The organism is Streptomyces sp. NPDC037054 (assembly GCF_055606745.1).
In genome coordinates, this window is sequence record NZ_JBVJSJ010000015.1 from 94,524 (window position 1) to 121,400 (window position 26,877).

A 26,877-nucleotide genomic window follows, 5' to 3' on the forward strand; every position below is an offset into this window, starting at 1 on the left:
GGGCTCTGGGCCTCGGCAGAGTGCCGTGGGCCCGTGCACGAGGAGCCACCGAGGAGGCAGCCTTGTCCACACCCGCCGCACAGCACGCGCCCGGCCTCGCGTCGCCCGACGGGACGGCGGCCCGGGCCCGCGGTCTGACCAAGGCGTACGGCTCGGGCGAGACCGCGGTGCTCGCCCTGGACTCCGTCGACGTGGACATCGCGCGCGGGCGGTTCACCGCCGTGATGGGGCCCTCGGGCTCGGGGAAGTCCACGCTGATGCACTGCCTGGCGGGCCTCGACACGGTCTCGGCCGGGCAGGTGTGGCTCGGCGACACGGAGATCACCGGGTTGCGCGAGCGCGAGCTCACGCGGCTGCGGCGGGACCGGATCGGCTTCATGTTCCAGTCGTTCAACCTCATCCCGACGCTGAACGCGCTGGAGAACATCACCCTGCCCATGGACATCGCGGGCCGGAAGCCCGACGGCGCGTGGCTCGACCAGGTCATCGACACGCTCGGGCTGCGCGACCGGCTGCGGCACCGGCCCGCCGAACTGTCCGGCGGTCAGCAGCAGCGGGTGGCCTGCGCGCGGGCGCTGGCCTCCCGCCCGGAGCTGATCTTCGCCGACGAGCCGACCGGCAACCTGGACTCGCGCGCCGGCCTGGAGGTGCTCGGCTTCCTGCGGAGCGCCGTCGACGACCTGGGCCAGACGGTCGTGATGGTCACCCACGACCCCGGTGCCGCGGCCCACTCCGACCTGGTGCTCTTCCTGGCCGACGGCCGGATCGTGGACGAGACGACCGGGCCGACGGCGGAGTCGGTGCTGGAGCGGATGAAACGGTTCGACGTGATCCGCGGCCGGGCGGACGACGGTGACGACGGTGGTCCGGTCGACACCGATGGGCCGGTTGATGACGGTGGGCCGGTCGACGCCGGTGGGCCGGTCGACGCCGGTGGGCCGGTCGACGCCGGTGGGCCGGCCGGCGGCGGCTCCGCGAGGGACTGACGCCCGTGCTGAAGGCGACGCTGCGCAGTTTCCTCGCGCACAAGGGGCGGCTGCTGCTGTCCGCGCTGGCCGTCGTGCTGTCCGTGGCGTTCGTCGCGGGCAGCCTGATCTTCTCCGACACGGTGACCCGCACCTTCGACCGGCTGTTCGCGTCCACGGCCGCCGACGTGACGGTGGAGCCGAAGGAGGACCTGGGTTCGGCCGAGGCGGCCGGTGCCGTACGGACCCTGCCCGCCTCGCTCGCGGAACGCGTCGCCCGGGTCGACGGGGCCGGGGCGGCGCACCTGGACGTGTCCGTCGAGTACGTCACGGTCGTCGACGAGCACAACGACCCGGTGGGTTCGACGACCGGCGCCCCCACCATCGTCACGAACTGGTACGTCACCGACCGCAGCCCCGTCGCGCTCACCTCGGGCCGTGCGCCGCGCGGTGACGGCGAGGCACTGCTGGACGCCGACACCGCCGAGAAGAGGCGCCTGGGATCGGCGACACCCTGACCGTGCTCGCCCCGCCGGGGTCGTTCCGGGCCGAGATCGTCGGCATCGCCACCTTCACCACCACGAACCCCGGCGCCTCCCTGGTCTTCCTCGACCGGCGGACCGCGCAGACCAGGTTGCTCGGATCGGCCGGCCTGGCCACGGGCGTCTCCGTGGACGCCGCCCCCGGCGTGAGCGACGCCGGACTGGCACGCCGGATCGCGGCGGAACTCGGCCCGGGCCGCTACGAGGTGCGCACCGCGGCCGAGCAGGCCGCGTCGGCCACCGACGAGCTCGGCACGTTCCTCGACGTGATCAAGTACGTGATGCTGGGCTTCGCCGGGGTCGCCGTGCTGGTCGGCGTGTTCCTGATCGTCAACACGTTCTCCATGCTGATCGCGCAGCGGACGCGGGAGCTGGGCCTGCTCAGGGCGCTCGGCGCGGACCGGCGGCAGGTGCGGCGGTCGGTGCTCACCGAGGCGGTGCTGCTCGGTCTGGCCGGCTCCACACTGGGCCTGGCGGCCGGCGTCGGGCTCGCGGCGGGGCTGATCCGGCTGATGAGCGCGTTCGGCATGAACCTCAGGACCACGGAGATGGTCGTCGGCTGGGTCACCCCGGTGACGGCGTACGTCGTCGGGGTCGGGGTGACCTTCGTGGCGGCCTACCTTCCCGCGCGGCGGGCGGCCGGGGTCTCGCCGATGGCGGCGCTGGCGGACGCCGAGGTCGCCGGGGTGGGCAGACCACTGCGGGCGCGCGGGGTGGCGGGCGGTGCGGTCGGGGTGCTCGGCGCGGCGGCACTCGTGGGCTGCGTGGCCGCGACCGAGACGGCGTCGGCGGCCTGGCTGCTGGGGCTCGGTGTCGTCCTGACCCTCGTCGCGACGGTGGTCGCGGGCCCGCTGCTGGTGCGGCCGGTGATCCGGGTGCTGGGCGGCGCCTTCCCGGCCGTGTTCGGCGCGGTCGGCCGCATGAGCCAGCGCAACGCCCTGCGCAACCCGCGCCGCACGGGTGCCACGGCGGCGGCCCTGATGGTGGGTCTGGCGCTGGTCGGCGGGATGTCGGTGGCGAGCGCCTCGATGTCGGAGTCCTTCGACCAGCGGATCGACCGGACGCTGGGCGCGGACTTCGTGATCCAGAACAGCAACTTCCGCCCCTTCACGCCGGAGATCACCGGCAAGGTCCGCGACACGGAGGGCGTCGGACAGGTCGTCAGGCAGCGCTTCGCGCCGGTCGCGCTGCGGCTGCCGGACGGCGGGCGGGTCGAGACGACCGGCTCGGGCTACGACGACGGCGTGGACGACGTCGCGCACGTGACGTATGCGAGCGGTGACACGGCCGCCGCGCTGTCCGAGGACGCGATCGCGATGGACGTCGACTTCGCGCGGCAGCACGGCGTGCGGGTGGGCAGCGTGCTGCCGGTCGAGTTCCCGGCCGGGCGGCGCGCCGATCTGACCGTGCGCGCCCTCACCGACCTGGACTCCGCCGAGGCCTTCGGCATGCGGGGCGGGGTGTTCTTCGGCATGGCGACCGTCGAGAAGTACCTGCCGGGCGGGCAGGAGGCGGCGCTGTACGTCAACGCGGCCCCCGGTACGGGCGCGGACGCGCTGCGCGACCGGCTGGAGCGGACGCTCGGCTCGTACCCCCAGGTCCAGGTCCGTGACCAGGCCGACTACAAGGAGCTGGTGCACGACCAGATCGCCGTCCTGCTGTACCTCGTGTACGCGCTGCTCGGCCTCGCGATCGTCATCGCGGTGCTCGGCGTGGTCAACACGCTCGCGCTGTCGGTGGTGGAGCGCACCCGAGAGATCGGTCTGCTGCGGGCCATCGGCCTCGCCCGGCGCCAGCTGCGCCGGATGATCCGGCTGGAGTCGGTCGTGATCGCGGTGTTCGGCGCGGTCCTGGGGCTCGCCCTGGGCCTGGTGTGGGGCGTGTGCACGCAGCAGGTGCTGGCGCTCCAGGGCATGGGGGCGCTGGCGATCCCCTGGCCGACGATCGTGGCGGTGGTGATCGGCTCGGCGCTGGTCGGCGTGGCAGCGGCCCTCCTACCGGCCCTGCGGGCATCACGCATGAACGTCCTGACGGCCATCGCCCACGAGTGACGGCCCCGAACGCGGGTGCGGCAGTCCGGCGGCCACGGCGGCCCCGGTGGTCAGGGCGGCGCGGGGCCCGGTGGCGCGGCGGCTGCCCAGCGGGGCGGCTGCCCTGACGGCCCGGCAGCCCGGCGGCCCAGCGGGCCAACAGCGCGACGGGCAGGCGCCCCGGCACCCGTGGCAGCGCGGCAGCCCCGTGCCGGGTCGGCCCGGTCGGGGTGGGGCTCGCGTCCGTATCGCGGAAATGTGCGGGCGGTGTGGGACGTGCGTGGTGGGATCGGCGTATGAGTGAACCGTGTATCCGGGCCGCCGGGCCCGAGGACCTGGACACCGTGCTGGCCTTCTGGAAGACGGCCGCCGAGGGCACGAGCATCAGCGACGACCGGTCCGGCGTGGAGCGGCTGGTCGCCCGGGACCCCGGGGCGCTGATCCTCGCGGAGGCCGACGGCGAGCTGGTGGGCACGGTGATCGCGGGCTTCGACGGCTGGCGCTGCCATCTGTACCGGCTCGCGGTGCATCCCGGCCGGCGTCGGCGGGGGATCGCGTCGGCGCTGCTGGCCGCCGCCGAGGACCGCTTCGTACGGCTCGGCGGGCGCCGGGCCGACGCGATGGTCCTCACCCGCAACGAGACCGCGCACCATGCCTGGCGTGCCGCCGGGTACACGCCCCAGGAACAGTGGCGGCGCTGGGTGAAGCCCCTCACCGAGTAGGACCGGTCCGGTTCCGTCCGGTCCGTCCGCCGCTGCCGGACCACGTCGACCCTTCAGCTTCACCCCCGAGCCCGACGAAAGGTGTGAGCGTCCGCCCATGGGCGAGCCTCCCGGTGCACGACACCGCGCGAACCACCCCCTCCTGCCCGATCATGGGACGGAGGTGACCCGATGACCGAACTGCTCCTGCTCCTGGTGGCGATCCTGCTGTCGCTGGCCTGCGGCGCGTTCGTCGCGGCCGAGTTCTCGCTCACCACCGTCGAGCGCGGCGAGCTGGAGACCGCGGCCGAACGCGGCGAGCGCGGCGCGGCCGGCGCCCTGAAGGCCGTACGGAACCTGACCTTCCAGCTCTCCGGGGCGCAGCTCGGCATCACGGTCACCAACCTGGTGGTCGGCATGCTCGCCGAGCCGTCCATCGCCGCACTCATCGCGGGGCCCCTGGAGGACCTGGGCGTCTCCCGGTCGACGGCGTCCTCGCTCGCGCTGGTCATCGGCACGGCCCTGTCGACCGTGTTCCTGATGGTCGTCGGCGAACTGGTGCCGAAGAACTGGGCGATCTCCTCGCCGCTGGCCGTGGCCAAGCGGGTGGGCAGCGCGCAACGCTGGTTCAGCGCCGTCTTCCGGCCCTTCATCACGCACCTCAACAACACCGCGAACCGCGTGGTGCGCCGCCTGGGCGTGGAGCCCGCCGAGGAACTGGCCTCCGCGCGCTCGCCGCAGGAACTCGCCGCTCTTGCCCGGCACTCCGCCCGCAAGGGCGCCCTGGAGGCCGACACCGCCGAGCTGTTCGTGCGGACCCTGAACCTCGCCGACCTCACCGCGGAGAACGTCATGACGCCGCGTGTGCAGGTCGTCGCCCTGGAGGCGCAGGCCTCCTGCGAGGACGTGGCGAACGCGACGCGGGCCACCGGTCTGTCCCGGTTCCCGGTGTACCGCGGCGGCCTCGACGCGGTCGTGGGCACCGCCCACATCAAGGACGTGCTGACGGTGCCCGCGGAGCGCCGCCCGCGCGTGCCGGTCTCCGAGCTGATGCGCGAGCCCCTCCTGGTGCCCGAGTCGCTGACCGTCGACCGCCTGCTGGACCGGCTGTCGGGCCGGCGCACGATGGCCGTCGTCATCGACGAGTACGGCGGCACGGCCGGGGTGGCCACGCTGGAGGACATCGTCGAGGAGGTCGTCGGGGAGGTGCGCGACGAGCACGATCCGCACGAGACGCCCGACATCGCCGCGGCCGGCACCGACGAGGACGGGCACACCCTGTACTCGGCGGACGGCGCGGCCCGCGTCGACCACCTCGTCCGGGTCGGCATGCGGCCGCCGGAGGGGCCGTACGAGACGCTCGCCGGGCTCGTCGCGGCCGAGCTGGGCCGCATCCCGGCCGTCGGCGACACCCTGGACGTCGCCGGCTGGCGGCTGACGGTGGTGGACGCCACGGGGCGCCGCGCGGCCCGCGTGCTGATGCGCGTGCCGCTCGCCGACGAGACGGGCACACCGCGCCGGGTGCGCGGCACGCGCGCGACGCACGAGAAGGGGGCGGACGGACGATGACCGCCGTACAACTGCTCATCGGTCTGGCCACGCTGGTCCTCAACGCCTTCTTCGTGGGCGCCGAGTTCGCGCTGATCTCCGTGCGCCGCAGCCAGATCGAGCCGTACGCCGAGGAGGGCGACCGGCGCGCGAAGAGCGTGCTGTGGGGACTGGAGCACGTGTCCGCGCTGATGGCCGCCGCGCAGCTCGGCATCACGCTGTGCACCCTGGTCCTCGGTGTCGTCGCGGAGCCCGCCATCGAGCACCTGCTGGAGCCGGTGTTCCACGCGACGGGCGTGCCGTCGGGCGCGGGGCACGCGGCGTCCTTCGTGATCGCGCTGGCCCTGGCGACGTATCTGCACATGCTGCTCGGCGAGATGGTGCCGAAGAACATCGCGCTCGCGGAGCCGGTGCACAGCGCGCTGCTGCTCGGTCCGCCGCTGGTGGCGCTGTCCCGGGCGCTGCGGCCGGTGATCTTCACGATCAACGCGTTCGCCAACGCGCTGCTGACGCTGCTGCGGGTGGACGTGAAGGAGGAGGTCACCGCGACGTTCTCGGACGCCGAGCTGGCGCGGATCGTGAAGGACTCCAGCGAGGCCGGGCTCATCGACGACCGTGCCCAGGAGCGGCTGCACGACGCCCTGGAGCTGGGCCGGCGTCCGGTGCGGGACGTGGTGCTCCCGCTGGAACGCGTCGTGTACGCGCGCGTGGGCGTCACGCCCGAGCAGTTGGAGGCCCTGTCGGCGGAGTCGGGCTTCTCCCGCTTCCCGGTGGTGGACGAGGGGCGCCGGATCGTCGGCTATCTGCACGTGAAGGACGCGCTGGACGCCTCGCCGCGCGACGTGCCGTTCCGCCTGGCGGACATGCGGTCCATCGCGCGCGTGCGGGAGGGCACACCGCTGGACGACGTGCTGACGGCGATGCGCCGCAGCCGTACGCATCTGGCGGCCGTGCTGGGCGCGGACCGGCGGCTGGCGGGGCTGGTGACGATGGAGGACGTGCTGCGGGAGCTGTTCGGGCAGCGCACCTGAGCGGCCCGGGAACCGCGCGCGAGCACCCCGGGAGGGGACCGACCGTCGGGTATGTGCACGCGCTACCATTTCTGTCGCCATGCAGACGAACCCCACCCACACCAGCCTGGTCGCGGTCGGCGACTCCTTCACCGAGGGCATGTCGGACCTCCTGCCCGACGGCACCTACCGGGGCTGGGCCGACCTCCTCGCCGCCCGGATGGCCGCCCGGACGCCCGGTTTCCGGTACGCCAACCTGGCCGTGCGCGGCAAGCTCATCCAGCAGATCGTCGACGAGCAGGTCGACGTGGCGGCGGCCATGCGGGCCGACGTCGTGACGCTGGTCGGCGGGCTGAACGACACGCTGCGCCCCAAGTGCGACATGGGGCGGGTGCGGGATCTGCTGACCGAGGCGGTGGAGCGGCTCGCGCCGAACTGCAAGCAGTTGGTGCTGATGCGCAGCCCCGGCCGGCAGGGCCCCGTCCTCGAACGGTTCCGGCCGCGCATGGAGGCGCTGTTCGCCTGCGTGGACGACCTCGCGGCGCGGCACGGCGCGCTGGTCGTGGACCTGTACGGCGCGCCGTCGCTGGGCGACCCGCGGCTGTGGGACGTGGACCGGCTGCACCTGACGGCGGAGGGCCACCGCCGGGTCGCCGAGGCGGTGTGGCAGGGCCTCGGGTACGAGCCGGAGGACGCCGAGTGGCACGTGCCGATGGCGCTGACGCCCCCGCCGGGCTGGGCGGCGCGGCGGGTCGCGGACGTCCGGTTCGCGCGCAGGCACCTGCTGCCGTGGATCGGCCGCCGCCTGACGGGCCGCTCCTCCGGTGACGGCCGCCCGCCGAAGCGCCCCGAACTGCTGCCCCTGGAGGGCCCCGAACTCCTCCCGTACGACGGGCCGTCGGCGTAGGTCACGCGGCCCGGGCGCCGGTCCTCGCCGGCCGGTGCCGGTCCGTGGCGGGCGGCCGGTGCGGCTCTCATAGGTTCCCACCAACCGACCCGTGGCGCCGACCTGCACGAATCGCCAGTAGAATCCGTCCACGTGACTTCCGCTCCCGCCAAGCCCCGCATCCCGAACGTCCTCGCCGGACGCTACGCCTCCGCCGAGCTCGCCACGCTCTGGTCGCCCGAGCAGAAGGTGAAGCTGGAGCGTCGGCTCTGGCTCGCCGTGCTGCGCGCCCAGAAGGACCTCGGCATCGAGGTGCCGGACGAGGCGCTCGCCGCCTACGAGCGGGTCCTCGACCAGGTCGACCTGGCCTCGATCGCGGAGCGCGAGCAGGTCACGCGGCACGACGTGAAGGCGCGGATCGAGGAGTTCAACGCCCTCGCCGGGCACGAGCAGGTGCACAAGGGCATGACGTCCCGCGACCTCACGGAGAACGTCGAGCAGCTCCAGGTCCGCCTGTCGCTGGAGCTGATGAGGGACCGGACCGTGGCCGTGCTGGCCCGCCTCGGCAAGCTGGCCGGCGAGTACGGCGAGCTGGTCATGGCCGGCCGCTCCCACAACGTCGCCGCGCAGGCCACCACCCTCGGCAAGCGTTTCGCGACCGCCGCCGACGAGCTGCTCGTGGCGTACGGCCGGGTCGAGGAGCTGCTCGGCCGCTACCCGCTGCGCGGCGTCAAGGGCCCCGTCGGCACCGCGCAGGACATGCTGGACCTGCTCGGCGGCGACGCGTCGAAGCTCGCCGAACTGGAGCGGCGGATCGCCGGTCACCTGGGCTTCTCGCAGGCGTTCACGTCGGTCGGCCAGGTCTACCCGCGCTCGCTGGACTACGAGGTGGTGACCGCGCTGGTGCAGCTGGCGGCGGCCCCGTCGTCGCTGGCGAAGACGGTCCGGCTGATGGCCGGGCACGAGCTGGTCACCGAGGGCTTCAAGCCGGGCCAGGTCGGTTCCTCGGCGATGCCGCACAAGATGAACACCCGCTCCTGCGAGCGCGTCAACGGCCTCATGGTCGTCCTGCGCGGCTACGCGTCGATGACGGGCGAGCTGGCGGGCGACCAGTGGAACGAGGGCGACGTGTCCTGCTCGGTGGTGCGCCGGGTCGCGCTGCCGGACGCGTTCTTCGCGCTGGACGGCCTGCTGGAGACGTTCCTGACGGTGCTGGACGAGTTCGGCGCGTTCCCGGCGGTCGTGGCCCGTGAGCTGGACCGCTACCTGCCGTTCCTCGCCACCACCAAGGTGCTGATGGGCGCGGTGCGCGCGGGCGTCGGCCGGGAGGTCGCGCACGAGGCGATCAAGGAGAACGCGGTCGCGACGGCCCTCGCGATGCGCGAGCGGGGCGCCGAGCGCAACGACCTGCTCGACAAGCTCGCCGCCGACGAGCGCATCCCGCTGGACCGCGCCGGGCTCGAGGCGCTGATGGCGGACAAGCTGTCCTTCACGGGCGCCGCGGGCGACCAGGTCGCCGCCGTCGTCGGCCGCGTCGAGGAGATCGTCAAGCAGCACCCGGAGGCCGCGGGCTACACGCCCGGCGCGATCCTCTGACACCCTTCCGGGCATGCCGCGCTTCACCGCCGCCGAGCTGGAGGCCGCCCGCGACCGTCTCGTACCGGACGTCGTCGCGGACGGCCTGCGGGTGCTGTTCTGCGGCATCAACCCGGGCCTGATGACCGCCGCCACCGGCCACCACTTCGCGCGGCCGGGCAACCGGTTCTGGCCGGTGCTGCACCTGTCGGGGTTCACTCCGCGGCTGCTGAAGCCCGCGGAGCAGGGCGAGTTGCCGACGTACGGGCTCGGCATCACGAACGTCGTCGCGCGGGCCACCGCGCGGGCGGACGAGCTGACCGCCGAGGAGTACCGGGAGGGCGGGCGGCTGCTGGCGCTGAAGGTGGCGCGGCTGCGGCCCCGGTGGCTGGCCGTGGTCGGTGTGACGGCGTACCGCGCGGCGTTCGACGACCGCAAGGCGCGGGTCGGGCCGCAGGAGCGGACGATCGGGGACACGCGGGTGTGGGTGCTGCCCAACCCCAGCGGTCTGAACGCGCACTGGACGGCCGCGACGATGGCCGAGGAGTTCGCACGGCTCAGGGCCGCCGCCGAGGCGTAGGGGCCGCGCTCGTGGTCACGGTGGATCGACGTCCGTGACCACGGCCAGGAGCTGGAACGGCAGTTCCCTGTCCCATTGGGAGACGCCGAGGGCCATCCAGCGGTCCCGGTCCGGTATGCGCCACAGGTGCAGGTCCGGCACGTGCGAGCTGAGCGTGCTCCACGGCTCGGGTATGTCCTCGCCGCGCTCGGCTCGCTCGAACACACCGGCCAGCCCGACGAGGTCCGGCGGGCCCCAGCGGGTGGCCAGCCGCTCGCTCAGCCCGTCCCGGTACGCGTCGAACTGCTCCTCCGTCCGCTCCCACTCGGCCAGATCCGCCTCCCAGAAGTCGCGGCTGGTCACCAACTCGGCCACGCCATCGCCGGGTCCGCCGGGTTCGCGGCACAGCAGCTCGATCCTGGCCAGGGCCTGTGCGATGTCCATATGCCCCAGTAAACCCGCCACCACTGACAATTGGCGCCGCGTCAGCCACCGCACCGAGGCGTGCGGACGGGCGGCCGCGTCAGGCGTCCCTGCGGCGCACGCTCCACGCGCCGGCGAGCAGCGCGCCGGCCGTCCACAGCCCGGTCACCACGAGCCCCGTCCAGGGTCCGAGCGTGCCGTCGTACGTCTGCCGCATGACGACCTGTCCGGCCCGGTCGGGCAGGAAGTCGGCGGCCGTGCCCGCCGCGTCGCCGATCACGAAGGAGACCATGACGACGAGCGGGACGAGCAGCGCCAGGGCGGCCAGGCCGCTGCGCAGCAGCGCGGTGAGGCCGGCCGCGAGCAGGGCCGTCAGCATCAGGTAGACGCCGCAACCGACGACCGCGCGCACCTGTTCGCCGACGGTGACTCCGTCGGCGGCGGAGCCGGACACCGAACGGGCCGCCGCCAGCGCGGCGACAGCCGCGACCAGCCCAGCCACCAGGGCGGGCACGGCGACGGCGACCGCCTTCGCCGCGAACCACTGGCCGCGCCGGGGCACCGCCGCGAGGGACAGGCGCAGCCCGCCGGGGAACTCCGAGGAGACCGCGAGCGCGCCGAAGGTCATGGCGGCGATCTGGCCGAGCAGCGCGCCGGACAGGGCCGTGAACAGCGCGTCGGACTCCGGCTCGGGCGGTGCGGACGCGGCGAGGGCCGAGAAGAGGGCGGTCACCACGACCAGGGCGGGCAGCGTGCCCGCCAGGGAACGCAGGGTGCGGATCTTGAGCCACTCGGCGTGCAGCACGGGCGCGAAGGTCATCGTCGGGCCTCCTGGGCGGTGAACTCGGTCTCGGACGCGGTCAGATCGAGGTAGGCCTGCTCCAAGGTGGCCTCCTCGGCGGCCAGTTCGAGGACGGGGACGCCGGCCTCGGAGGTCAGGCGGCCGATGTCGGCCACGCGCGCGTCGGGCACGGTGAAGTGGCCGTCCTCGTGCGGCACGGCGTGGTGTCCGTGCCGGGCCAGGACGCCGTGCAGCGCGGCGGCGTCGGTGGTGCGGACGCGCACGGCGGGCCGCACGCGCGCGTGGATGAACTCCCGCATCGGGGTGTCGGCCAGCAGGCGGCCCCGGCCGAGGACGACGAGGTGGTCGGCGAACGACGCGGTCTCGTTCATCAGATGGCTGGAGACCAGCACCGTACGGCCCTCGTCCGCGAGGCGGCGCAACAGCCGGCGGATCCACACGATGCCCTCGGGGTCGAGGCCGTTGGACGGCTCGTCGAGCATGACCACTTCGGGATCGCCGAGGAGGGCGGCGGCGATGCCGAGGCGCTGCCGCATGCCGAGGGAGTAGGTCTTCACGCGGCAGCGCGCCGCGGCGGCGATGCCGGTCTCCTCCAGCACCTCCTCGACGCGGCGGTCCGGGATGCGGTTGGCCGCCGCGAGGACGCGCAGGTGGTCCCGTCCCGTGCGGGAGCCGTGCGCGGCCTGCGCGTCGAGGAGGGCGCCCACCCGGCGCAGGGGTTCGCCGAGTGCCACGTACGGCTGCCCGCCGAGCGTGGCGGTGCCCGAGGTGGGGCGGTCGAGGCCGAGCACGAGCCGCATGGTGGTGGACTTCCCGGCGCCGTTGGGGCCGAGGAAGCCGGTGACGCGGCCGGGCAGGACGCGGAAGGTGAGCCGGTCCACGGCCCGGCGCGTGCCGTACTCCTTGGTGAGGTCCTGGACGTCGATGCTGGTCATGGCACCAGCGTGGCCGCCGGGGCGGGCGGCCGGCCTCCCCCGCCGGTGGAGAGCGTCTCCCCCGTGGGAGGGAGGCCGGCCGCGGGTGCCGGCTGGCACGATGACGCCATGCTCCGCCTGCTGCGGCCCTTGGTGCGGGGGGCCACCTATACGCGCCTGCTGCATCTGTGGGTTCCCGTCCTCACGGTGTCCGTGTGGATGTTCATCGACATGTCGACTCCGTGGGTGCCGGCGCTCGTACTGGTCCCGATCGGGCTGATCCCGGCCGTGCGCCTCGGCGAGGGCGTGCAGGCCCGGCTGCTGCTGACGCCGGGTGAGCCCGACCCGGGCATCGCGGTCTCGGCGGCGTCGACCTGGCGGGACCGCGCGCGGACCGTGCTGTGGCTGGAGACCCGGATGGCGCTCGGCGCCGTGACGGCGCTGGCGACGGTGTGGCTGCCCTCCACGGCCTACGAACTGGCCCTCGCCGCGAGCGGCGGCGCCGGCCGGGACATCCCCGTCGTGCGCGACCTGGAGCCGCACTGGGCGTACGCGCTGATGGTGCCGTTGCCGCTCGTCGTGCTGTACGCGGCCGTGGTCGGACTGGGCGGACTCGTCACCTACTTGGCGCGCAGGCTGCTCGGTCCGTCGGTGGCGGAGCGGCTCGCCGCCCTGGAGGAGCGCACCGACCAGCTCCTCGAACGCAACCGCATCGCGCGCGAGTTGCACGACTCCATCGGGCACGCCCTGACGGTGGCCGTCGTGCAGGCGGGAGCCGCGCGGGCGGCGGGCAGCGCGGAGTTCACCGACCGGGCGCTGAGCGCGATCGAGGAGACGGGGCGGGCGGCACTGGAGGACCTGGAGCGGGTGCTGGGTGTGCTGCGCGAGGCGGAGCGTCCGGTGGGCTCCCGGCCGACGCTCGCGGACGCGGACGCGCTGCTGGAGTCGGCGCGCGCCTCGGGGGCGAAGGTGGACGCGGAGGTGACGGGGCCGCTGGACGCCGTGCCGGGCCCCGTGTCGCGGGAGGGTTACCGCATCCTCCAGGAGGCCCTCACGAACGTGCTGCGGCACGCCGGCGCGGTACCCGTGCGCGTGCGGATCGGCGTCGGCGGCGGGCTGCTGGCGCTGGAGGTCCGCAATCCCCTCGGCACCGACGCGCCGGGCGCGGGCCGGGGCAGCGGGCTGCGCGGCATGCGGGAACGCGCGGCGCTGCTCGGCGGCCGGGCGCGCACCGGACCGGACGCGGGCGACTGGCGGGTGCGGGTGGAGCTGCCGTTGCGTTGATCTACGCTGACCGGATGCCGGTCACTGTGCTGCTCGTCGACGATGAACCGCTCGTGCGCGCGGGTCTGCGGGCCGTGCTGGAGGCGCAGTCCGACATCGAGGTCGTCGGGGAGGCGGCCGACGGGGCCGCGGTGATTCCGCTGGTGCGGCAACTGCGGCCGGACGTGGTCGCCATGGACGTCCGGATGCCGCTGATGGACGGCATCGAGGCGACGCGGGCGCTGCTGCGGACGGTGGAGAAGCCGCCGCGGATCCTGGTGGTGACGACGTTCGAGAACGACGAGTACGTGTACGAGGCGCTGCGCGCGGGGGCCGACGGGTTCCTGCTGAAGCGGGCGCGGCCCGCGGAGATCGTGCACGCGGTGCGGCTGATCGCGGAGGGCGAGTCGCTGCTGTTCCCCGCCTCGGTGCGGCAGCTGGCCGCCGAGTACGGGGACGGCGGCGGGAACCGGGCCGCGCGGGCGGTGCTGGAGCGGGCCCGGCTGACCGAGCGGGAGGCAGAGGTGCTGCGGCTGATGGCGCGCGGCCTGTCCAACGCGGAGATCGCCGCGCGGCTGGTCGTCGGGACGGAGACGGTGAAGTCGCACGTGAGCGCGGTGCTGGCGAAGCTGGGGGCGCGGGACCGGACCCAGGCGGTGATCACGGCGTACGAGTCGGGGTTCGTGGCGCCGGGGTGAGCCGGTCACGTGGGTCGGGGCGGTGGGTGCCCCCGGTCGCCGGGGTGTCCGGTGCCGAGTACGATCCGGCCAACGTGCGCACGAGCTGGGAGGACGGACGGTGGGTCGGCTGACCGGCGGGGATCCCTCGCTGTTGCGGAGGATCAATTCCGCGGTGGTGCTGCACGCTCTGCGTGCCACGGACTGCGCGACGCTGACCGAGATCACCCGCGTGACGGGGCTGTCCCGGCCGACCGTCGAGGGCGTGGTCGAAGGGCTGATCGAGGCCGGTCTCGTGGTGGAGAAGGCGGCCGAGGAGGGCGCGGCCCGCAAGCAGGGGCGGCCCGCCCGCCGGTTCCGGTTCCGGGCCGAGGCCGGGCATCTGCTGGGGCTGGAGATCGGCCCGCACCGGGTCGCGGCGCTCCTCTCCGACCTGGACGGGCGGGTGATCGGCGCGCAGGCCAAGACGGTCGGCGAGGCCGATTCCGCCGACGAGCGGCTGGAGCGGCTGCGCACGGCGGTGGCCGAGCTGCTGCGCCGGGCGGGTGTGGCGCGCGGCTCGCTGCGGGCGGTGGGGGTGGCGACGCCGGGGATCGTGGAGGCGGACGGCACGGTGCGGCTCAGCACGGCCCTGCCGGAGTGGACGGGGCTGCGGCTGGGCGAGCGGCTGAGCCGCTCCTTCAAGTGTCCGGTGCTGGTGGAGAACGACGCCAACGCCGCCGCGGTCGCCGAGCACTGGAAGGGGTCGGCGACCGAGTCCGACGACGTGGTGTTCGTGCTGGCCGGGCTGAGCCCGGGCGCCGGTTCGCTGATCGGCGGGCGGCTGCACCGGGGGTACGGCGGCGCGGCGGGCGAGATCGGCGCGCTGCATCTGCTGGGGCGCGAGGTGACGCCGGAGACGCTGCTGTCGACCACGGACGAGCCGCTGCATCCGCTGGACGAGCAGGCGGTCGCCGAGGTGTTCACGCAGGCCCGGGAGGGCGACCAGCGGGCGCGCGCGGCGGTCGACCGGTTCATCCAGCGGCTCGTGCACGACGTGGCGGCGCTGGTGCTGGCGCTGGATCCCGAGTTGGTGGTCGTCGGCGGCTGGGCGGCCGGCCTGGACGGTGTGCTGGAGCCGCTGCGGCGGGAGTTGGCGCGGTACTGCCTGCGTCCGCCGAAGGTGGCGCTGTCCCTGCTCGGTGAGGCCGCGGTGGCCACGGGGGCGCTGCGGCTCGCGCTGGATCACGTGGAGGAGCAGTTGTTCGCCGTGGAGGGCACGGTCACGGGCCGCTGACGCGAGGACGCCCGCGCGTGGCCCGTGCCCCGCCGGTCAGGACGCGCGGCGCTGCGGGTCCTCGTGGATCTGCACTCCGCCGGTCTCGCCGAAGGTGAGGCGGCAGGTGTCGGCGCGGTACGTCGCGACGGAGACGGCGGCGACGCCGTCGGCCGTGACGTAGCGCGTGGTGACGACGAGGACCGGGGCACCGGGAAGGCGGTCGAGTTCCTTGGCGTCGTCCGCGCGGGCCGAGCCGAGTTCGACGGCGTTCTCCTGGCGTTCCAGGTCCAGCCTCTGAAGCTCGCGCAGGACGGCACGCACGCGTGCCGGGCCGGACGGCGCGTCGATGGCGGTCAGGTCGGGCACGGAGGCGGCCGGGATGTAGAGCAGTTCGGCGGCGACCGGCTGGCCGTGGGTGGTGCGGGAGCGGCGCACGGTGTGCACGCGCTCGTCCCGGCCGGTGCCCAGGATGCGGGCGACGGCGGCGGGCGGCGCGCTCAGGTCGGCGTCGACGGGCTGCCAGGCGTCGCCTGCCGCGCCGGGCCAGGCGTGCTGTTCGGTGCCGACGGACACGCCCACGCGGGGCGGGGCCACGGTCGTGCCGACGCCGCGGCGGCGCTGGAGGCGGCCTTCCAGCTCGAGCTGTTCGAGGGCCTGGCGGAGTGTGGCGCGGGCGACGCCGAAGCGGGCGGCGAGGTCGCGCTCGTTCGGCAGGATCTCGCCCACCGTGAACTCCGTGTCCAGCGCCTCACTGAGCACGGTCTTGAGGTGCCAGTACTTCGGCTCCGGCACCGATTCGAGCTGCGTGGTCCCCACCCTGTCCTCCGCGATCGCCGTGTAGCGGCGGCGTTTCAGCGCCCTTGTTTATTAAAGGTTGTTTCACTTATCTGCGACCATAGGGCGGCCCGCACCCTTGGTCAAGACCAATCCTCGATCCGACCGGGCGTCCGGGGGGTGGGCGCGGGATGACCGCTAGGCGACCAGAGAGCGCAGCTTGTCCGGGTTGCGGATCACGTAGACCGACTGGATGCGTCCGTCGGCGATCTCCACCTGGAAGACGCTGTCGGGCTTGTCGCCGGACATGACCACGGCGGCGGGGGCGCCGTTGACCTCCAGGAAGCGGTAGGTCAGGCCGGGGTCGGCCTTGCGGGCCGCGCCGACGAGGAAGCGTCCGACCTTGTCCGCGCTCTCCAGGACGCGCAGCGGCGCCTTGGCCTTGCCGCCGCTGTCGCCGACGAGGCGGACGTCGGGCGCGAGCACCGCCAGGAGGCCCTGGAGGTCGTCGCCGGCGGCCGCGGCGAGGAACCGCTCGGTGAGTTCGCGGCGCCGTTCGTCGTCGACCTCGTAGCGCGGGCGGCGGGCCTCGACGTGCTTGCGGGCCCGCGTGGCGAGCGTGCGCACGGCGTCCTCGCGGCGGTCGAGGATGGCGGCGACCTCGGCGTGCGGGTATCCGAACGCCTCCCGCAGGACGAACACCGCGCGCTCCAGCGGCGACAGCGACTCCAGGACGACGAGCAGCGCGAGGGACACGGAGTCGGCGAGCACGGCCCGCTCCTCGACGTCCTCGACGGTGTCGGCGAAGCGGGTGACGTACGGCTCGGGCAGCCACGGGCCGACGTACGTCTCGCCGCGCGTCTTGATCCGGCGCAGCCGGTCGAGCGCGAGGCGGCTGGTGACGCGCACCAGATAGGCGCGTGGCTCGCGCACCTGCGAGCGGTCCGTGCCGGACCAGCGCAGCCAGGCCTCCTGGACGACGTCCTCGGCGTCGGCGACGCGGCCCAGCATGCGGTAGGCGACGCCCATGAGGACGGGTCGGTGTTCTTCGAAGAGGTCGGTCGCGATGTCCGTGGTCACCCCACCATCCCAACCGACGGGCGCTCGGGTGTCCAGGCATTACCGCCGCGGGCCGGTCACACCGGGGGCTCCCCCGGGCACCGGCCCCGCCGTTCACTCGGCCAGGGCCGCCAGGACCTCCTTCAGGACGGTCGGGTTGTAGGGCATGCTCACGTGCGGGGTGCGGTCGTCCGGGTCGAGGTCCTGGAGGACGATGTTGCGGACGTGGACGCCGTCGGTCTCGGCCAGCGCGCACGAGGTGTACGGGGTGACGACGTCGTCGAACGCGGTGGCGATAACGGTGTGCCGGACGCCCTCGGCGGTCTCGCCGAGGGCGGCGAGTTCCTGCTGGAACGGGTGGTCGTGCTGGAGCTGCGGCCAGGCGGGCACGGCGAGTTCGACGGCGCCCTGCTCGACCAGTTCGACGGCGCCGGGGATCTGGCGGGCGAGGTTCATCAGGCCCTGCGCGGTGATGCCGTGGTTGCTGGGCGCGATGCCGACGAAGTTGTGCACCTTCGCGGCGCCGCCGAGCGCCTTGAGGTAGTAGCGGGGCATCATGCCGCCCTGCGAGAAGCCGACCAGGTCGACCTCCTCGGCGCCGGTGCGGCGCAACACCTCGTCGACGAACTCGCCGAGCTGCCGGGCGGATTCCTTGATGTCGCCGAGCCCGAACAGCACGGGGTTGACGTGCCGCCCGTAGTCGGGCCGGAAGACGCGGTAGCCGTTCTGGCGCAGCAGCGGGGTGGCCGACGTCCAGGTGTAGCCGCGGTTGCCGAACGTGCCGTGCACGAGGACGACGGGGCGCGGGTGCTCCTCGGTGAGCGGGAGGTCCCAGTCGTCCTCGCCGGCCCGCACGTCGACGGTGGCGACGATGCCGGCGGCTCCCGACTTGGCGAGTGCGGCGGCCCGGTGGGGGGCTTCGGTGATGTCCGTGGTGACGTCGTCGGTGTTGATCCCGGGAATGCGAGGGTTGAGGAAACTCATGCCTTTCTCCCTTTCGCGGTGGCGGGCGGTCCCGCGGACCGCTCCGCATTCGAGTGTCGCGTCACCGCGGTCGGCCAACGATCCCTCGATGGAGGGAAGGAATTCCTTCCATCGTGTGTGTAGGGCGCGTCATTTCGACTCGGATTCTTCGAGGGTGGGACTCGCGGCGAACCCCGGTGCCAGCCGGGCGACGGCACGCAGCAGGCGCACGTACCGACTCCACGTCACGGGGCGGGCGACGTGCCCGGTCACGGCCTGTTCGGCGCGGTCGAGGGCGTGTCCGAACACGGCGTCGTGCAGGGGGCGGAAGAACAGCGGCCAGGCGAGCCAGCGCATTCCCCGCGGGCGCAGCACGAGAATGCTGCGCAGCACGGAGCGGTTCTCACCGAGCCGTTCGACGGTGAATTCGTGGAACCCGTGGAATCCCCGGGGCGCCGTGAACGCGAAGCGCACCCACCGTCCCGGGACGTAGTGGCTGACCACGTAACGCACCGGCCCGTGGCCGCCGGACACGCCGACGGCCAGGGGGTGTTCGAGGCGCACCGGTGGCCAGCCGGGGGGCCAGAGCCGGTCGTTCTCGCCGCCCAGGGAGTCGATCAGGGCGCCGACCGTCTCCTGGGAGGCGGGCAGGGCGCGTTCGTGGGTGTTCAGTACCGCGATCACGGTCCGAGGCTGCCCGGAACGCCGTGGCCGGGCACTCCCCCGAACGGGGAACCGGAGAGCGCGCCCGGCGCGCGGTGGGCGGATCACGCGCCGTCGTGGGGTCGCGTCAGGCGGGCTCCTTCTCCCGTTCGCGGCTGAGCAGACGCAGCAGCGGGCCCGTCATGGCGGTGGTGGCGAGCGCCATGAGGACCAGCATGGCGAACAGCGACGGCGACAACAGGCCCGCCGACAGGCCGGTGTTGAGGATGATGAGCTCGGTCAGCCCTCGGCAGTTCATCATCGCGCCGAGCCGTGCGGAGTCCCGCCAGGAGAGGTCCGCGAGGCGGGCCGGTACGACCGTGCCGGCGAACTTGCTGACCGCGGCGGCGGTCAGCACGGCCAGGCAGAGCAGCCAGCCGGTGGCGCCGTCCACGCTGCCCAGGTGAGTGCCGAGCCCCACGGTCATGAAGAACGACGGCAGCAGCAGCCAGCTGGTGAGGCCCTCCACGCGCCAGGCGATGTCCCGCACGGCCGCCGTGCGCGGCATGGCGAGTCCCGCGGCGACGGCCCCGAACAGGGCGTGCACCCCGGCCTGTTCTGTGGCCAGCGCGCACAGCAGCACGGTGACGAGGACGACGGTGGCGGTGCGGGCCGCCGCGAGCGGGCCGTCGGACCGCTCGCGCGCGAGCAGCCGGGCCAGCAGCGGGCGCACGCCCCACCACACGACGACGCCGAACAGGGCGACCCAGCCGACGGTGGTGGCCGCCGCCGCCAGTGAGCCGCCGCTCGCCACCGCGAGGACGAGGGCGAGCAGACACCAGGCGGTGACGTCGGCGACGCTCGCGGAGGCCATCGCGAGCGTGCCGAGCCTGCTGTGCAGCATGCCCTCGTCGGACAGCAGCCGGGCCAGCACCGGCACCGCCGTGATGCTCAGGCTCAGGCCGAGGAACAGGACGAAGGGCAGCGTCGCCACGCCGTCGGGCCGGTGGCCGGCGGGCAGGACGAGGGCGATGAGCACACCGGCCAGGAACGGCAGGGCGATGCCGGAATGGCCGATAAGCGTCGACACGGGCAGACCATTGCGTCGCAGGGTGGCCAGGGACAACTCCAGTCCCACGGTGAACATGAACAGGGTCACGCCGAGTTGGCCCAAGTTGTTCAGGAACGGAAAGACTTCGGTCGGCAGCACCCACTCCTGGACACCCGGCGCGACCGCACCGAACGCCGAGGGGCCCAGCAGGATTCCGGCCGCGATCTCGCCCACGACCCGGGGCTGTCCGAGCCGGCGCGCGAGCACCCCGCCGGCTCCCGCGCACGCGGTGACCAGGGCGAGGGCGCCCAGTACCCGGTACAGCGGGACGCCGCCGTGGGCGTCGGGGGCGTGGCCGACGGAGACCAGCACGAGGCCCGTGACGGCGACGGGTATGCCGACGAGGGCGCCGTAGCCCACCAGGACACGGCGCGGGGAGAGACGGACGGCGGATTCCTGGGCGGTGGTCGGACTGCCCTCCACGGAGTGCTCCTTGTCACGTTGGCGAACGCCTCGCCGTGCGGTCCGGCACCCGAGATGCTGCCCGCGCCCGTCCGGCGTACGGAGCCCCGATTGGGGCGTTCGATCGCTCGGGTCGAAGTCCGGCCAACGTGGGTCGGCCACCTGGTGACGGAGAGGGGGACACGGGGACCGGAGCGTAAAGAGGGGTGAGACAGGCACGGCCGACGAGGCGAGGCGGGAGGGGGTGGGGCAGTGGCCGCGAGACCGCCCGACGCGCAGGGGCCCGGCACCGGTGGGGCGGGCAGACGCGGGGTACCGCGGGAGGTGCTGCCGGACGCGTGGCAGCCGCTGCTCGCCCAGCCGCCGCTGGCGGGCCTGCTCGTCCAACCGCTGGTGGCGGACGCGCTGTTGGAGATGCGCCGGATGCTCCCGAGGCGCGTCGCGCTGCACTCGCTGCGCACCTTCCTGCTCGCCGACGCGCGGGCCAGGACGGCCGGGACGGGCTACGACCGGACGGGGCTGTTCGTCGCGGCGGCATTCCACGACGCCGGACTGACCGGGCACCCGGCGCCGGCGCGCGGCGGTTTCCCGTGCCGCTCCGCCGCGTTGCTCGACCGCTTCCTGCTCCGGCACGGCGTGGACGAGGGCCGGCGGCGGGTGCTGACCCGCGCGGTCCGCGAGCACATGCGGCCGTTCCCGGCGCGCGGCGCCGCTCCCGAGGCGCGGCTGCTGCACTTCGGGGCGTGGCTGGACGTCACCGGCCGCGGCACCAGCGACGTGCCGGGCGAGCGGCGCCGGCTGGCGCGGCTGGCGCCGACGCCGCTGTTCGCCGTCGAGTTCTCCGCCCGGGTGGCGGCCCGCGGGCTGCGCGGCGTGCTGCCCGTCCCCCCGGCTCCCGTCCGCTGAGCCCGGGCATGCGCCACGGGCGCCCGGCACGGGTGTGCACCACCGGCTCAACCACTCGCCCTTCCCGTCGTGAAAGGAACCGACCCATGCAAGAGGACCAGCGGGTTTTCGATGTCGCCGTGATCGGCGGCGGCATCGGCGGCACGATGCTGGCGGCCGTCCTCGCGCGCCACGGCGTGCGCGTACTGCTTCTGGAGGGAAGCGGTCATCCCCGTTTCGCCATCGGGGAGTCGACCGTTCCGGAGACCACGTTCGGGCTGCGGGTGCTGGCCCGCCGCTACGACGTACCGGAGATCGAGCACCTGGCGACCAACGGGGCGCTGCGCCGCCATGTCTCCTCGAACTGCGGCGTCAAGCGCAACTTCAGCTTCGTCCACCACCGCGAGGGCGAGCCGACGCGGGCGAAGGAGTGCACCCAGTACCCGACGTGGGGGCCGCCGCTGGGGCCGGACTCGCACTACCTGCGGCAGGACGTGGACGCCTACATGTTCCACGTCGCCGTGTCCTACGGGGCCACCGCGCACACCCACACCGTCGTGGAGGACGTGAAGTTCGAGGACGACGGCGCCACCGTCGTCACCCGGGAGCGCGGCACGTTCCAGGCGTCGTACGTGGTGGACGCCGGCGGGATGCGGGCGCTGCTGCCGGAACGGCTGGGGCTGCGGCAGGACCCGCCGTACCGGACGCGGTCGCGCACGATCTTCACGCACATGGTCAACGTGCGCCCCTTCGACACGGTCGCGCCGCCGCGGGAACAGCACGGCATGCCGAGCCCGTTCAGCCAGGGGACGCTCCACCACCTGTTCCAGGGCGGCTGGTTCTGGGTCATCCCGTTCGACAACCACTCGACGAGCACGAGCGAGTTGTGCAGTGTGGGCGTCAATCTGAACCTGGACCGGTACCCGCGTCCGGAGGGTGTGACGGCGCAGGACGAGTTCTGGAGTCACGTCCGCAGATTCCCCAGCGTGGCACGGCAGTTCGAGCAGGCGCGGGCGGTGCGGCCGTACGTGGCGACCGACCGTACGCAGTTCTCCTCGCGGACCGTGGTCGGCGACCGGTGGTGTCTGCTGCCGCACGCCAGTGACTTCATCGACCCGCTGTTCTCCAGCGGGCTCGCGGTCACCGTCATGGCCCTGAACGCGCTCGGCCACCGGCTCATCGACGCCGTGCGCCAGAACGACTTCGCCACGGCCCGGTTCGCGTACCTGGAGCACTGGATCAAGCGCATGTTCCGGTTCTACGACGACCTGGTGTCGTGCAGTTACGTGTCGTTCGACGACTTCGAGCTGTGGAACGCCTGGAACCGGGTGTGGACCATCACGACGCTGTACGGCACGAACGCCCAGAACCAGGTCGCCGTCGCCTTCGAGAAGACCGGCGACCCGGCGTGCTTCGAGGCCCTGGAGACACCGCCGTACCGAGGGCTCCAGGGGGTGGACAACCCGTGGGTGGAGCGGCTCTTCGAGCGGTCCCGGGACGCCGTCCTGGACTACCGGGACGGCAGGTCGACGAAGAACCAGGCGGTCGAACGGATCTACGCGCTGCTGCGGGAGAGCGAGCTGTGCCCGGCCGTGTGGGGCACGCTCGACCCCGAGGACCGCTGTCCGGCCGGGGTGTTCACCCTCTGGCCGCTGATGCGGATCCTGCTGTGGGGCAAATTCCGCTCGCCCCGGCACGTGCGCGGGGCCTACTTCACGGGCGGCGCGCGTCTCGTGGGCCGCGAGGCGGCTCAGGCGTATGCCACGGAACTGCGGCGCGGGGCCTCGGCGGTGCACCAGACGGCGCGGGACATGTGGGTCAACTGGAACCGCGACTGGACGCGCCGGCCGGCTCCGCGTTCAGAGATTCGTATGCAGAAATGATTGCCCCGCAATGACTGCCGCCACAAAAGGCGGCAGGCCCGTGACACCAAGCGAAAAATCATTCCTGCGAATTCAGGAGCATCGTGTTCCGGTTTGCCGCCCCACCACCTCGGGTAGGAAAGGAATATGGCCGCCGAGAATTCCGAATCCGGCCGCCATTCCCCCTGCTCGGACGAGAGACAACGGGCTGCAATTCCATGGCGCAAAACTCGACCTGCCCATCGCCCGCTGCATGCTCCTGGGAAGAGATATTCCAGCACCAGGACCGCCTCATGCGGTTGGTACGACGACGACTTCCGAGCCATCAGGACGCCGAGGACTGCGTCCAGGAGACGATGGCGCGCTGCCGCCCACACCTCGCTGGACAGGGAGCGGATCGGTCCCTTCCTGACGTCCGTGGCGCTCCGCCTCTGCATCGACTTCTACCGGGACATGGACCGGCGCCGACGCCTCCTGCAGCGCGCCGCGCTCCTGGACGACCCCGGTACGACGGAGGAGGACGTCTGCGACGAGGACTTCGGCAGGTGGCTGCTGGACCAGGTGCGGCAACTGCGGGGCCGCGAGCAGGAGGTCATACTCGCGCGCGCCGCCGGGATTTCCACCGCGGAATTCGCCCGGTTGAACAATATCTCCGTCAAAGCGGCGGAAGCCGCTTTCACCAGAGGCCGCGCCAGGCTGAAATCGGCCTGCGTGAAGGCTTTGGAGGATCGCGTGGGATGAGCCACGCGGACTCTCACCCCAAGGGAAACGAAAGGGGCACTCCCATGAGCAGCAACAAGAACATGCAGGACATCCTCAAGGACCTCGTCGGCAATATGGCCGACAGCGGGAAGGAAGCATTCGACGACATTCTCAACCGGCCCGACAATTCACGTTCCTCGGGGTCCGGCAATCCGTTCCAGGCCCTGTCGGAGCTGCCCGCGAACACGCTGGGCACGCTGGCGGGCGCCGTCAACCCGGCGACGGCGCTCGCCGGGGCCGTCAACCCGCTGGCGGCCCTCACCGGAGCGGCGGGCTCGGCGGGCCTCCCGCTCGCGGCACTGACCGGTGCCGCGGGCGCCGCCAACCCGCTCGCCGCGCTCGGCGGAGCCGGGAACCCGCTCGCGGCGCTCAGCGGAGCCGCGAATCCGCTGGGGGCGCTCGGCGGCGCGGCCGGGGCGCTCGGCGGACTCGGACAGCTCGCCGGAGGCGCCGGGCAGGCCGCCGCGGGAGTGGGCGACGTGCTGTCGTCGGTGGCGGCGCTGCCGAACCAGCTCACCCAGCTGATGGAGATCATCCCGAAGCTCATCGAGGCGCTCCAGGCGGCGGGCGGGCAGGTGGCGTCCGCCGCGGCACCGAAGGCCGCGCCGCACTGACCCGTCCCGCGTCCGCCCCGCTCGGCGGGTCGCGCCGGGCACACCCGCCGCCGGCGCCGCACCGCACCGTCGTACGCAGTTCTGGCACGAGGAGGAACACGGTGGCGTCTGTGGTCGGGGACCGGTTGCGTCTCGTGGTCAGGGTCCTGGGGAGCCTCGTCGCCGACGAGGTGGGACAGACCGCGCGGCTGCGGCGCCGGTCGCGACGGGAGGACGGTTCCCCGGCAAAGGCCGCCGAGGCCTCCGCCGGGGCCGAGGCACGGCGCGCCAAGGCGGTGCGCCAGGCGCTGGAGAGCCTCGGCCCGTTCTACGTGAAGCTCGGCCAGATCCTGTCCACGCGGCCCGACATGGTCCCCCAGTCGATCCGCGACGAGCTGCAGAACCTGCACGACCAGGTCGACGTCCAGCCCTTCTCGGTCTTCGAGCCCGTGCTGGCCCGCGACCTGGGCCCGGACTGGAAGCTCAGGTTCGACGACGTCGAGACCGCCGCCCCGCTCGGGGCGGCGTCCCTCGCCCAGGTGTACCGGGTGACGCTGCCGGGCGGCCGGCCCGCGGTCGTCAAGGTCCAGCGGCCCGGCATCCGCGAGGGCGTGCTCGCCGACATGGCGCTCATGCGGCGGGCCGCGCGGATCGTGGCCCGGGTGGCACCCCGGTTCAACGAGGTCATCGACGTGGAGGCGATGCTCGGCTCCGTCTTCGACGCGATGGAGCCGGAGCTCGACTTCAACGGCGAGGCCCGCAACATGGACGAGGCCCGCGAGCACGTCAGGCCCTTCCGCACGCTGGAGGTGCCCCGGGTGCTGCACGCGAGTCCCCGGGTGCTGGTGCAGTCGCTGGCGCCCGGCGCGTCGGTGCGGCACATCGACCGGGCCCACTTCACCGACGACGAGCGGATCGAGATCGGCAAGGACCTGGTGCGCTTCATGTACCACGGGTACTTCGTGCACCGGATGTTCCACGCCGACCCGCACGCGGGCAACGTGTTCGCGCGGCCCGGGGGTCCCGCGACGCTGATCGACTGGGGCATGGTCGGGCGCCTGGACCGGCGCACCAGTCTCCAACTGCTGCCGCTGTTCATGACCTTGGCGCAGAACGACGGCGCGGGGCTGGCCCACCACTGGGCGGAGATGGGCCGGATGACGTCCTGGTCCAACATGCCGGCGTTCGCCGCCGACATGGCGGCGTTCGTGCCGAAGGTGTCCCATCTGTCGCTGGAGGACCTGAACTTCGGCGTCTCCCTGACGACCGTGCTGGCGAAGGCGACCAAGCGGGGCATCGGCTCGCCGCCCGCGGTGTCCCTGCTCGGCAAGTCCTTCGCCAACGTGGACGGTTCGGTGCGGCACCTCGCCCCCGAGATCACACTGCCGGAGGTCTTCCAGGGGGAAGTGCCGAAGATCCTGTTCTCACTGGGGCGCGAGTTCCTCGGCCGCCACCAGTTCGCCCGCAACTCCATGGAACTGCTGCTCGCGGCCGTGTCCGGCCCCGAGCAGGTCCGGGGCGTCCTCGCGGACGTCGCCAACCGCCAGTTCGCCCTGCACGTGCACGAGCCGCGCACCTCGGCCGCGCTGGGCGGGCAGCGCCCCACCCGGCCGTCCGGCGGCCTGCTGGCGCTGGGCGCCCTCGCACTGGTGCTGGGGCGCCGCCGCTCCCGGTGAACGGGCGCCGCTTCCATCTCACCGTACGGAGGTTCACCATGTCCGATCCCGCCCACCCGCCGCCCTCACCCGGCCCTGGCCCGGAAGGCGGGCCCGTCCTGCCGGACGGCATCTCGAAGGTCACGCTGTGGACGGCCGCCGCGCACGCCGCAGAGTCCGGCCGGCCGGGGCCGTACGTCGACGACCCGTGGGCCGCCGACTTCCTGTACGCGGCGCGGTTCGCCGGCGGACCGCCCGGTGACGGTCCGCTGCGACGGCTGCTGCCCGACTGGGCGGTGGTGCGCAGCCGCTTCTTCGACGAGTACCTGCTGTCGGCGGCCCGGTCGGGCTGCCGGCAGGTGGTGCTGCTCGGCGCCGGGCTCGACACACGCGCGTACCGCCTGAACTGGCCGACGGGGGTGCACGTCTTCGAGATCGAGACGCCCGCCGTGCTGGCGTTCAAGGAGCGCGTGCTGGACGAGGCTCCGCCCACGTGCGGGCGGCGCACCGCGGTGCCGGCCGACCCGGCCGGCTCCTGGGCCGCGGAGCTGCTCGCCGCGGGCTTCGACGTGCGGCGGCCGACGGCCTGGCTCGCCGAGACGCTCCTCTACCATCTGCCGCCCCGCACGGTGGAGGCCCTCGTCGCAACCATGACGAAGCTCTCCGCGCCCGGCAGCACCATCGGCGCCGAATGCGTCAACGCCGGGTCGGCGCCGTCCTCCTTCGTGACGCCGTTCCTCGACGCCCTCGCGTCGACCGGCATCCACTGGCACTGGCAGCTCGCCGAGCCGCAGCGCTGGTGGCTCCAGCACGGCTGGGACGCGGACGTGGCCGACCTGTTCACCCTGCCGTACGTCGTCGAGCGGCTGTCGCCGTATCTGCCGCTGCTGACGGAGGCCGCGGCGCGGTGCGTGTTCCTGACCACGGGGACGGTGCGCGAGACGGTGCGCGAGAGCCGGGGCCGCTGACGAGCGGCGGGCACAGGAGAGAGCCCCGGGCCGCGAACACGGCCCGGG

General features: G+C 73.5%; 24 protein-coding genes and 1 pseudogene. 17 read left to right on the plus strand and 8 right to left on the minus strand.

The genetic code is table 11. The annotated features are described in order from the left end of the window. Nucleotides 1-62: 62 nt before the first annotated feature. From ACZ7D7_RS29805 to mug, 8 genes and pseudogenes are all read left to right on the plus strand, one after another. Nucleotides 63-986, plus strand: a complete 924-nt coding sequence (locus ACZ7D7_RS29805) for an ABC transporter ATP-binding protein (protein ID WP_470828326.1) — start codon at nucleotides 63-65, stop codon at nucleotides 984-986. Between the two features lie 5 nt (nucleotides 987-991). Next, nucleotides 992-3,558 (plus strand): annotated as a pseudogene (locus ACZ7D7_RS29810) (ABC transporter permease). Between the two features lie 275 nt (nucleotides 3,559-3,833). Then, nucleotides 3,834-4,259 (plus strand): GNAT family N-acetyltransferase, encoded by a 426-nt coding sequence (locus tag ACZ7D7_RS29815; protein ID WP_470828327.1) that lies wholly within the window; start codon nucleotides 3,834-3,836, stop codon nucleotides 4,257-4,259. A 171-nt stretch (nucleotides 4,260-4,430) separates the two neighbouring features. Continuing rightward, the gene (locus ACZ7D7_RS29820) at nucleotides 4,431-5,807 is read left to right on the plus strand and encodes a hemolysin family protein (RefSeq protein ID WP_470828329.1); all 1,377 of its coding nucleotides are present in this window, start codon (nucleotides 4,431-4,433) and stop codon (nucleotides 5,805-5,807) included. Then, nucleotides 5,804-6,817 (plus strand): hemolysin family protein, encoded by a 1,014-nt coding sequence (locus ACZ7D7_RS29825; RefSeq protein WP_470828330.1) that lies wholly within the window; start codon nucleotides 5,804-5,806, stop codon nucleotides 6,815-6,817. Before ACZ7D7_RS29820 ends, ACZ7D7_RS29825 begins: the two co-directional genes overlap by 4 nt. A 79-nt stretch (nucleotides 6,818-6,896) precedes the next feature. Next, a complete protein-coding gene (locus tag ACZ7D7_RS29830; RefSeq protein ID WP_470828331.1) occupies nucleotides 6,897-7,703 on the plus strand; it encodes an SGNH/GDSL hydrolase family protein in 807 nt (268 codons plus the stop codon). Between the two features lie 132 nt (nucleotides 7,704-7,835). Continuing rightward, nucleotides 7,836-9,278: an adenylosuccinate lyase gene (gene purB / locus ACZ7D7_RS29835; RefSeq protein WP_470828332.1), complete on the plus strand. Its 1,443-nt coding sequence runs from the start codon at nucleotides 7,836-7,838 to the stop codon at nucleotides 9,276-9,278. A 13-nt stretch (nucleotides 9,279-9,291) separates the two neighbouring features. Then, a complete protein-coding gene (gene mug / locus ACZ7D7_RS29840) occupies nucleotides 9,292-9,837 on the plus strand; it encodes a G/U mismatch-specific DNA glycosylase (protein WP_470828333.1) in 546 nt (181 codons plus the stop codon). A gap of 15 nt (nucleotides 9,838-9,852) precedes the next feature. Here mug and ACZ7D7_RS29845 read toward each other — a convergent pair whose 3' ends face one another. The 3 genes from ACZ7D7_RS29845 to ACZ7D7_RS29855 all read right to left on the minus strand — a co-directional run bounded on the left by ACZ7D7_RS29845 (nucleotide 9,853) and on the right by ACZ7D7_RS29855 (nucleotide 11,976). Continuing rightward, nucleotides 9,853-10,260, minus strand: coding sequence for a hypothetical protein (locus ACZ7D7_RS29845; protein WP_470828334.1), 408 nt, complete (start codon nucleotides 10,258-10,260; stop codon nucleotides 9,853-9,855). Nucleotides 10,261-10,339: 79 nt separating this feature from the next. After that, on the minus strand, nucleotides 10,340-11,059 hold the full coding sequence (locus tag ACZ7D7_RS29850; protein ID WP_470828335.1) for an ABC transporter permease: 720 nt from the start codon (nucleotides 11,057-11,059) through the stop codon (nucleotides 10,340-10,342). Beyond that, entirely contained in the window at nucleotides 11,056-11,976 is a 921-nt protein-coding gene (locus ACZ7D7_RS29855; RefSeq protein ID WP_470828336.1) for an ABC transporter ATP-binding protein, read from the minus strand. The genes ACZ7D7_RS29850 and ACZ7D7_RS29855 overlap by 4 nt, the downstream gene beginning before the upstream one ends. A 108-nt stretch (nucleotides 11,977-12,084) precedes the next feature. Between ACZ7D7_RS29855 and ACZ7D7_RS29860 the strand changes: the two genes are divergently transcribed. The 3 genes from ACZ7D7_RS29860 (at nucleotide 12,085) to ACZ7D7_RS29870 (ending at nucleotide 15,171) form a co-directional block, all read left to right on the plus strand. Next, complete coding sequence (locus ACZ7D7_RS29860) at nucleotides 12,085-13,239, plus strand: sensor histidine kinase (RefSeq protein ID WP_470828338.1); 1,155 nt, start codon at nucleotides 12,085-12,087, stop codon at nucleotides 13,237-13,239. Between the two features lie 14 nt (nucleotides 13,240-13,253). Continuing rightward, nucleotides 13,254-13,916 carry a response regulator gene (locus ACZ7D7_RS29865; RefSeq protein ID WP_470828340.1) on the plus strand — a complete coding sequence of 221 codons (663 nt, stop codon included), beginning with the start codon at nucleotides 13,254-13,256 and terminating at the stop codon, nucleotides 13,914-13,916. Between the two features lie 100 nt (nucleotides 13,917-14,016). After that, nucleotides 14,017-15,171, plus strand: a complete 1,155-nt coding sequence (locus tag ACZ7D7_RS29870) for an ROK family transcriptional regulator (RefSeq protein ID WP_470828342.1) — start codon at nucleotides 14,017-14,019, stop codon at nucleotides 15,169-15,171. A 36-nt stretch (nucleotides 15,172-15,207) separates the two neighbouring features. Here ACZ7D7_RS29870 and ACZ7D7_RS29875 read toward each other — a convergent pair whose 3' ends face one another. From ACZ7D7_RS29875 to ACZ7D7_RS29895, 5 genes are all read right to left on the minus strand, one after another. Next, nucleotides 15,208-15,969 (minus strand): GntR family transcriptional regulator, encoded by a 762-nt coding sequence (locus ACZ7D7_RS29875; protein WP_470828344.1) that lies wholly within the window; start codon nucleotides 15,967-15,969, stop codon nucleotides 15,208-15,210. Nucleotides 15,970-16,125: 156 nt separating this feature from the next. Next, nucleotides 16,126-17,007: an RNA polymerase sigma-70 factor gene (locus ACZ7D7_RS29880; protein WP_470828345.1), complete on the minus strand. Its 882-nt coding sequence runs from the start codon at nucleotides 17,005-17,007 to the stop codon at nucleotides 16,126-16,128. Between the two features lie 93 nt (nucleotides 17,008-17,100). Then, nucleotides 17,101-17,970 (minus strand): esterase/lipase family protein, encoded by an 870-nt coding sequence (locus tag ACZ7D7_RS29885; protein ID WP_470828347.1) that lies wholly within the window; start codon nucleotides 17,968-17,970, stop codon nucleotides 17,101-17,103. A 129-nt stretch (nucleotides 17,971-18,099) separates the two neighbouring features. Beyond that, the gene (locus tag ACZ7D7_RS29890) at nucleotides 18,100-18,633 is read right to left on the minus strand and encodes an SRPBCC family protein (protein WP_470828349.1); all 534 of its coding nucleotides are present in this window, start codon (nucleotides 18,631-18,633) and stop codon (nucleotides 18,100-18,102) included. A gap of 106 nt (nucleotides 18,634-18,739) precedes the next feature. After that, on the minus strand, nucleotides 18,740-20,125 hold the full coding sequence (locus ACZ7D7_RS29895) for a cation:proton antiporter (RefSeq protein ID WP_470828350.1): 1,386 nt from the start codon (nucleotides 20,123-20,125) through the stop codon (nucleotides 18,740-18,742). A gap of 231 nt (nucleotides 20,126-20,356) precedes the next feature. Here ACZ7D7_RS29895 and ACZ7D7_RS29900 point away from each other — a divergent pair, with 231 nt between their 5' ends. The 6 genes from ACZ7D7_RS29900 to ACZ7D7_RS29925 all read left to right on the plus strand — a co-directional run bounded on the left by ACZ7D7_RS29900 (nucleotide 20,357) and on the right by ACZ7D7_RS29925 (nucleotide 26,829). Beyond that, nucleotides 20,357-21,010, plus strand: coding sequence for a hypothetical protein (locus ACZ7D7_RS29900; protein ID WP_470828352.1), 654 nt, complete (start codon nucleotides 20,357-20,359; stop codon nucleotides 21,008-21,010). Between the two features lie 86 nt (nucleotides 21,011-21,096). Further along, nucleotides 21,097-22,872, plus strand: a complete 1,776-nt coding sequence (locus tag ACZ7D7_RS29905) for an NAD(P)/FAD-dependent oxidoreductase (protein WP_470828353.1) — start codon at nucleotides 21,097-21,099, stop codon at nucleotides 22,870-22,872. 396 nt (nucleotides 22,873-23,268) lie between these two features. Next, nucleotides 23,269-23,592 carry an RNA polymerase sigma factor gene (locus ACZ7D7_RS29910; protein WP_470828476.1) on the plus strand — a complete coding sequence of 108 codons (324 nt, stop codon included), beginning with the start codon at nucleotides 23,269-23,271 and terminating at the stop codon, nucleotides 23,590-23,592. A 44-nt stretch (nucleotides 23,593-23,636) separates the two neighbouring features. Next, nucleotides 23,637-24,227 carry a hypothetical protein gene (locus ACZ7D7_RS29915; protein WP_470828477.1) on the plus strand — a complete coding sequence of 197 codons (591 nt, stop codon included), beginning with the start codon at nucleotides 23,637-23,639 and terminating at the stop codon, nucleotides 24,225-24,227. A 101-nt stretch (nucleotides 24,228-24,328) separates the two neighbouring features. Continuing rightward, nucleotides 24,329-25,882: an ABC1 kinase family protein gene (locus tag ACZ7D7_RS29920; RefSeq protein WP_470828354.1), complete on the plus strand. Its 1,554-nt coding sequence runs from the start codon at nucleotides 24,329-24,331 to the stop codon at nucleotides 25,880-25,882. Between the two features lie 38 nt (nucleotides 25,883-25,920). Next, a complete protein-coding gene (locus tag ACZ7D7_RS29925; RefSeq protein WP_470828356.1) occupies nucleotides 25,921-26,829 on the plus strand; it encodes an SAM-dependent methyltransferase in 909 nt (302 codons plus the stop codon). Nucleotides 26,830-26,877: the final 48 nt, after the last annotated feature.